The 7,694-nt window shown below is 60.6% G+C and carries 8 protein-coding genes; 3 read left to right on the top strand and 5 right to left on the bottom strand.

Going from position 1 to position 7,694, the window contains the following annotated elements; all coding sequences use genetic code 11:
• The coding region (locus VGI36_01530; protein HEY2483796.1) for a GFA family protein at positions 1–413 on the top strand (413 nt) is incomplete at its 5' end.
• Positions 414–733: 320 nt separating this feature from the next.
• Here the strand turns inward: VGI36_01530 and VGI36_01525 are convergent.
• Positions 734–2,563 (bottom strand): NAD(P)/FAD-dependent oxidoreductase, encoded by a 1,830-nt coding sequence (locus VGI36_01525; GenBank protein ID HEY2483795.1) that lies wholly within the window; start codon positions 2,561–2,563, stop codon positions 734–736.
• A 364-nt stretch (positions 2,564–2,927) separates the two neighbouring features.
• Between VGI36_01525 and VGI36_01520 the strand changes: the two genes are divergently transcribed.
• Complete coding sequence (locus VGI36_01520; protein ID HEY2483794.1) at positions 2,928–4,025, top strand: LLM class flavin-dependent oxidoreductase; 1,098 nt, start codon at positions 2,928–2,930, stop codon at positions 4,023–4,025.
• Positions 4,026–4,029: 4 nt separating this feature from the next.
• Positions 4,030–4,614, top strand: coding sequence for an NAD(P)H-dependent oxidoreductase (locus VGI36_01515; protein HEY2483793.1), 585 nt, complete (start codon positions 4,030–4,032; stop codon positions 4,612–4,614).
• A gap of 462 nt (positions 4,615–5,076) precedes the next feature.
• Here VGI36_01515 and VGI36_01510 read toward each other — a convergent pair whose 3' ends face one another.
• The 4 genes from VGI36_01510 to VGI36_01495 form a co-directional block, all read right to left on the bottom strand.
• Positions 5,077–5,649, bottom strand: a complete 573-nt coding sequence (locus tag VGI36_01510; protein HEY2483792.1) for a class I SAM-dependent methyltransferase — start codon at positions 5,647–5,649, stop codon at positions 5,077–5,079.
• 58 nt (positions 5,650–5,707) lie between these two features.
• Complete coding sequence (locus VGI36_01505) at positions 5,708–6,349, bottom strand: HAD-IA family hydrolase (GenBank protein ID HEY2483791.1); 642 nt, start codon at positions 6,347–6,349, stop codon at positions 5,708–5,710.
• 11 nt (positions 6,350–6,360) lie between these two features.
• Positions 6,361–6,618, bottom strand: coding sequence for a hypothetical protein (locus VGI36_01500; GenBank protein HEY2483790.1), 258 nt, complete (start codon positions 6,616–6,618; stop codon positions 6,361–6,363).
• 92 nt (positions 6,619–6,710) lie between these two features.
• Positions 6,711–7,694: glycosyltransferase family 4 protein (locus VGI36_01495; protein ID HEY2483789.1), on the bottom strand; the 984-nt coding region annotated here is incomplete at its 5' end.

The raw sequence follows: 7,694 nt of genomic DNA, 5'->3' as shown, positions 1-7,694 counted from the left end.
CAGAAGCGTTTTCCGGAGGATGCGGGTGCGGGGCGATTCGCTTCGTGTGTTCGGCCGAGCCGCTTGCAATTTTCAATTGTCATTGCCGGGATTGTCAGAAAGCCAGCGGTGCGCCCTTCATCAGCGCGATCGCAGTGCCTTCCGCTACGGTCACAATAACCGGTCAGCCCAAGTACCACTCAGTGCCTACTCACAGCGGCAACACGATGAGCCGGGGATTTTGCGCGGAGTGCGGATCGCGCCTGTTCGCAAGGATTTCCGGCCGCGCCGATGCGATTGGAATCCACCTGACGAGTCTCGACGATCCCAACCGCTATCACCCGACCATGGACATCTGGACTTCGAGTGCACTCAAGTGGGACCACATGAACCCGTCGCTGCAGAAGATAGCCAAGGGGCCGCCGCCGCATTAAGCGACACCGATGCGAAGCGAACGGCAGATTGCCCGCAGCCGAAACGCTCCGGTGACCTTTGCCGAAGTTTACCCAGACCAGAGGTCGGGGTTCGGCCACCGGCCCGACGCAGCTCCATTCGACGAAAACGATCAATCTCGCTAGGAAGACGCAGATCCAGATGCGTTGGCGACCACTCCGCAGAACCATGAATCTGCGCGCTCAGAATGATTCTGCGCGCGCTTCCCGTCGCCTGGAGCAAATCAGTCCATCGATCCGCAGCGTGCGTAGATCCGTACAGATTTCGAAGAATCGCTCCTGCGCAATCGGTGGATTCCCAGCTAGCTGAATTTCAAACCTTTCATGTCGCCCGCTTCGCGCCATTGTTTCAGGAGCGCGAAGAACTCGATCGGACCGCCCCCATAGTTATCGCCCGCCAGACCCGTCCCTGCCGTCGGCTTGCCTTCGTTGTTGTAGTAGCCAGGCGTGCACTCGGTCAGGAAGTTTAGGCTGTTGATCGCCTTGGCCTTGATGGTCGCGACCCACTCCGCCTCCGCTTCCGGCGTTGGCTCGATGCAGCGGGCTTCATTCTGCTTGGCGTGCTGGATGAGCTGCGCGATATGCCGCGATTGCTCATCGAGCATGTGCGGAAAGTTGGCCGTAAGCGCATTCTGGGTGATTCCCATGTGAAAGCAGTTCGGAAAGCCCGCGCTGTAAAAACCATGGAGCGTCCTGAGGCCGTCCCCCCAATGCTCGGTCAACGATTTGCCGCCGCGCCCGTAAATCTCGTAGCCCGAGCGGCGCGTGTACGCGGTACCGACCTCGAAGCCGGTCGCGAAGACGATGCAATCCACTTCGTATTCGTTCCCATCGAAGACCAGGCCCTTTTCCGTGATGCGATCGACCCCGCGTCCGCGCGTGTCGACCAGTGTCACGTTGGGTCGGTTGAATGCGGGCAGGTACTCATCGTTGAAGGTGGGGCGCTTGCAGAACTGCCGATACCAGGGCTTGAGCGCCTCCGCCGTTGCCTCGTCCTTCACGATCGAATCGACCCGCGCCCGGATCTGATTCATTTTCTTGAAATCCGCCAACTCCGTCATCTTGGCCATGTCGTGGCGCTTGTCCGGGTCAGCTTCTTTTCGCGGCAGGAGCGCAGCCAGGTTGCGGATGATATCGGTCCATCCGTCGTTCACCAGGTCCATGTCGGCTGCTCCACCGGAAACCAGGGTGTTGAAGTTGTCCATCCGGTTTTTTTGCCAACCGGAACCCAGCGCCTTGGCCCATTCGGAATCGGTCGGACTGTTACCGCGAATGTCGACGGACGACGGCGTGCGCTGGAACACAAATAAATGTTGAGCGTGTTTCGCGAGGTGGGGGACGCATTGGATCGCCGTCGCGCCGGTTCCGATCACCGCCATCCGCTTGTCACCAAGCTTGTGCAGATTCCCGTTGGTGTCTCCTCCGGTGTACTGGTAGTCCCAGCGACTGGTGTGAAAGGTGTGCCCCTTGTAACTGTCGATCCCGGGAATTCCGGGCAGCTTGGGCCGGTTGAGGGGACCGTTGGACATCACTACGTGGCGCGCGCGCAGGAGGTCATCACGATTGGTGCTGACCAGCCACCGACACTCTTCCTCGCTCCATCGGATTTCCTTGATCAGGGTCTGAAAGAGAGCGCTGCGATACAGATCGTACCTCTCGCCGATGCGGCGCGCGTGCGCGAGGATTTCCGGCGCGAAGGAATACTTTTCTTTCGGAAGGTATCCAGTCTCCTCGAGCAGCGGCAGATAGATGTATGACTCGATGTCGCATTGTGCGCCCGGATAGCGGTTCCAGTACCAGGTGCCGCCGAAGTCGCCGCCCTTCTCGACGATGCGAAGGTCTTGCACGCCCGCCTCGCGCAGGCGTGCGCCCGCGAGCAGACCGCCGAAGCCACCGCCGACGATCACAATCTCTAACGTCTCGTTCAGCGGTTCGCGGGTGAAGCCGGGTTCTACATACGGATCATCTACATAGCGGCTGAAGTCACCCTTGACCTCAACGTACTGTTCGTTGCCGTCGGAGCGGATGCGCTGGTCGCGCTCTTCGCGGTACTTGGCCCGGAGGGCATCGGGATCAAAACCGAGACCTTCGGTACCGCCGTCGGCGGATGGATCATTAGCAGCGTCACTCATTGGAGACTCCCTGGGCGTGGCGGGTGCGCACGCAGACTTAAGTGCCTGTCGTCAGATCAGGCCTTGCATGGAGCGATACTCAATGTGCGGGAAGCGAGTCAAGTACGGCCAGTTAGTCGACGAAAACCATAACTACCGAGCACCAGCAGCTCCGGGGTCGGAAAATCGGGTTGCTGGTTACGAGCGACAGCTCGCTGGCGGCATAGAGCGCTGGCGCTTCCAACCCGGCGCCGCCGGCCGTTTTTAGACCTGCCAGGAGCAGGGCAACTCAGTAGCGAAGCGTCGGCTACCCGCGCTGGTCGAAGCGTACTATGTTGCTCGAAGGCCCTGCGGCGTGCTTTGGGGCACGAGCGGAATGACTTCGATGGGCATCGAATTCATCGGGATGATCGGAACACAGCCGGCGTCGGAAATTCATCCGCCGCGCGGGCCTGTAATCGATGTTGACTACGTGCGCCGCTTCGCGCAGGCGCATGAGCAGTCCGGATTCGATCGGATCCTGATTGGATACTTCTCGAACGGCGCGGACGGATTCGTGGTGGCCGCCTACGCCGCATTCCTCACACAGCGGCTGCAGCTGATGCTCGCGCATCGTCCGGGGTTCGTCGCGCCGACGCTCGCCGCTCGCAAGCTGGCGACGCTCGATCATTTCAGCGGCGGGCGCCTGGCCGTACATATCATCTCGGGCGGCGACGACAGCGATCAGGCGAAGGATGGCGACTTGCTGCCGCACGACGAGCGTTACGCGCGGACCGACGAATACGTCGAAATCCTGCGCCGCATCTGGACAGCCGACCAGCCCGTTGACCACGAAGGCAAGTACTACCGCTTCCGCCGCTCGTCACCCGAGGTGAAACCGCTGCAAAAACCCTATCCACCTATCTATTTCGGCGGCGCATCCGAAGCGGCGATCGCGATTGCAGGCAAGCACGCCGACGTCTATGCCCTGTGGGGAGAACCGCTGGAAGAAGCAGCTCGAACCATCGCGCTGGTCAGGGCATCAGCGGCACGGCATGGGCGCACCGTGAGATTCAGTCTTTCGACCAGGCCCATTCTGGCGCCGACCGAAGCGGCCGCCTGGGATCGCGCACGTGCAATCATCGCGAAGATTCATCAGATCCGCGGCGGTGCGCCGGCCGCCGTGACCCGCAAGGAGCCACAGGCGGTCGGATCGCAACGGCTGCTGGCGGCGGCGGAGAAAGGAAAGGTGCTCGACCAGCGCCTCTGGACCGAGGTTGCAGCCGCAACCGGCGCGCGCGGAAACACCACAGCGCTGGTCGGGACGCCAGAGCAAGTCGCGGAATCGTTGATGGCGTATTACGACCTCGGCGTGACGACTTTTCTGATCCGTGGATTCGATCCGCTCGAAGATGCGATCGACTACGGACGCCACCTGATCCCGCTGGTGCGGCGCGAGGCCGCCCGGCGCGAAGGACACGCATCGCACGAAGCGGCCGGATAGCACAATGCCGATCAAACTTCAGGCTATCGTGGGAAGCGTTACGCCGCCGGGCCGCCTCCTTAGCGCAACGCGGTGGCTGCTTGACAACGCGCAGAGGTCGCATCAGGGGGTCGACGTTCACCTAGTAAATCTTGCGGACCAACGGATAGCTTTCGCGGATGGCCGCCCGCCCGAGCAGTACCGCGACGACACCGCCGGGCTGGTCGAGAGCGTGCGCCGAGCCGACGGAGTAATAGTCGCCAGTCCGGTATACAGAGGATCGATTACCGGTGCGCTGAAAAATTTCCTCGACCATCTGCCGCTCGAGGCCTTAGCGGCAAAGCCGGTTGGAATCATCGCGATGGGCGCCACGCACCATCATTTTCTCGGTGCCGATTGGCATCTGCGCGATATTCTCGCGTGGTTCGGCGCGATCGTGGTTCCGACTAGCGTCTACCTGGTATCTGCGGATTTTACCGCAGGTGAACTGGCGGAAAGCGCGCGGCAAGATCTCAATGATCTCGCCGCGGCGGTAATCAAATTTTCGGCGCTCACACCGGAACCGGGAAAATACCTCGGGCCCAAACCTTTGGCTGGTCGACGAAGCTGAATCCAGCACGCGAAGGCTTGATGAAGTCGACCACATTGGCTGGCTAGCGGCGGCGCGAGAGCCCGATGAGCTAAAGCCGACGATCGAATTGATCTACGTTGTTCGAAGACCTGCCGACGTCTTAAGAAGCACTTTCACGAGTACTGACTCAACACCCACGGTCCGCTCGTGCGCGGTTTTTGCCAAGGCGCTCAATGCCAGGAAACGTCCAGGGCCGTACAGTTTTCCGAAGATTGAGGAAGCCAGTTTGGAGATGCCCGCCAGAAGACCGAGACTTACGACGGCATCACCGAAGTGTGGTGGAGCGATCGCGGATTTCGCCAGCGAAGGAGACCCCGCGGAGCGAGAACACCGGAGCAGCGTTGTTAGAGGACGAGTCGAAGTTCATCGACTTCGAACGTTCGTCGGTCTTCCTTCCCGAGAAGCACTCGGTTTTGACTATACGAAGTAGGGCTCTCGAGGTCACTTCCGCGCGGCCGCGATGCCACGGTACATCGTCGCATGCGTGCGCGGCATCCCGGGGATGAGGAAGCGATCGAGGCGGGTGATCTCCAGGCCGGCATCGGCGATAAGTGTATCGATGCGCCGGTCGAGTGTGCATCCACGACCGATCCTGCGCTGGATCGGATTCAAACGGCGCTGCCACTTTGCGACCGACGGTTCTTCACTGAGCCCGTGTTCCAGGAACAGAAACCTTCCATCGCGTTTCAATACCCGCCGCACCTCGCGCAATGCAGCCGATGCATCAGGGATAGTACATAGGGTAAAGGTACTGACGGCGCAGTCGAAGGCGTCGTCTTCAAGCGGCAGGCGTTCAGCGCTCCGCGTTACGCGCGTTACGGGAAATGGTGCCGCGGAAATACGAGCGGCGACTCGCTTGGGCATCAGGTCTTCCGGATCGACCACCACAAGGTTCGTCACCGTCGCTGGATAGCAGGGCAGGTTGAGGCCGGTCCCGAAGCCGATTTCCAGCACCTTGCCGCGCGCGTCCTTAAGCGCGGGCGGCCGCTGGCGGCTAATCGTCTTGGAACTCATGCTCCACTCGAGAAACCAGCCAAAGATCCAGTCGGAGAGTCCCACGTCTCGGTGTGAGCTAGAAAGCGAGTCCGGTGACACGTCCCAATTCGGAGAGGGTCTGATCCTCGGTCACCACTTTGATGGCGATCATGCCCAGCTGCGCCGCGGGTTTGCAATTGATGCCCAAATCGTCGAGGTAGACGCAGGCTCGCGGGGGCACCCCCAACCGGTCACACATCATCAGGTAGACTTTCGGGTTGGGCTTGCGGATGCCGGTTTTGGAGCTTTCGATGATCGCATCGAAGAGCTGCATTACTTCGGCGACCCGCGCCGCGGCGTGCGGGTTCGCCGCCATTGCGGGTCCATTGGAGTGGATAACGTTGTTGGTAATGCAGCCGATCTTGAAGCGTTGCTTGCAAGCGCGCAAGGCCGCCACCATTCGCGGACGGAGCTCGCCGGATAAGAGTGGCAGGATGTCTCCGCCCCGTACCGGATAGCCGAGCGCAGTTGATTCTTCGAGAAACTTGAGGTCGAACTCCTGCGCGTCAATTCTAGAACACTCAAAAAGCGCCCACGCGTTGCACTCGTGGTTGGTGGAATTGACCTTGCGAATGAAGTCCTTGGGGAGGCCACGCCGGGCTTCATAGCGATTGAAAGCCTCGAACGGCGAGCTTGTGAAGACACCGCCGAAGTCCCACAGGATCGCTTCGATGGCCATCGTGAGTGAACTCAAATCTGGAAATCGCCCTTGCGTGGGCGCCGGGGCTTTCCCTTGGACTCGCGCCCCGCTTCGCGCTCGAGCTCTTCCACTTCCTGGCGGAGCCGAGCGAGGCGGTCGTGAAACTCGTGTCCTTCGACCTTCACACCGGTCTTGCAGCCCTCACAGACGAAATGCGCTTCCACGCGGACCTCGAACTCGCGGACTTGGATAGTGTTCAGATGCCCGCACTTGGGGCATCTAACATCGACGGTTTCATCTTCGAACATCGGAAAAATCCCCGGAAGTTCCCCAAGCATATTCGGGGTCGAGGATACGGCGCAACTTACTCGAGGCGGGGGGACTCGAACGGCGGGGGTGCCTATAGCGCTTTTTCTCGTGCCTCGATCACCTGCGCGTATAGTGCTTCGTAGCGTTGCGCCATGTGCGTGACGCTAAAGCGAGCTTCGAATTCGGCGCGGCAGTCGGCCCGTGAAATCTGATCGATGCGCTTCACGGCTGCGACCAGTTCATCCACGGTCGACGCGATGAAGCCGGTCTTGCCGTCGGTCACGATCTCGGGAACCGACCCGCACGGGCGGCTGATGACCGGCGCGCCGCACGCGAATGACTCAATCATCGCGAGCCCGAACGGTTCCGGCCAATCGATCGCGAACAATTGCGCCAACGAGTTACCAAGAAACTCACTTTTCTCGTGCTCGCTGATCTCGCCGATGTGCTCGACATCCGGAGGAGAGAGGCGTGGCTTGATGAGCCTTTCGAAGTATTCAACGTCAACCGCGTCGACCTTGGCCGCGATCTTCAGAGGAATGCCGGCCTTAAGCGCCACCTCGATGGCCAGGTCTACGCGCTTTTCCGGACAGATTCTTCCGAGGAACGCTAGATACTTGCCGGGGTCCGGATTGAACTTGAGAAAGTCGAGCGGCAGTCCATGATATGCGGTACCTACCCAATTCGCCGAGGGCATGGGGCCGCGTTGGGAATCGCTGATCGAAACTAGCGGCATCTCGGGAAAACGCTCATAGATGGGCTTGAGTGGCTCGACATCGAGCCGACCATGCATCGTAGTGATGGTCGGGGTCGGGCAAAGGCGGGCGAACGGAAAGGACCAGTAGTCGATGTGCGAGTGAATGATGTCAAAGCGATCGGCGCTGCCGTACACGTCGGCGAGCATCGGCATATGAAGCCCGGGGCCGATCCCGGAAGACGACAAACCGGCCAGCCGTAGTGAGCGTGGAAAACCCGATACCAACCGCGCGGAGGTAATCGAGTCGCCGGACGCAAACAGGGTCACCTCGTGACCGCGGCGCACCAGTTCCTCGGTCAGGTATGAGACTACGCGCTC

The organism is Candidatus Binataceae bacterium (assembly GCA_036495685.1).
Taxonomy (GTDB): Bacteria; Desulfobacterota; Binatia; order Binatales; family Binataceae; genus JAFAHS01.
Note: the sequence above shows the minus strand (reverse complement) of the source record. Positions and strands in the feature narration are given on the sequence as shown.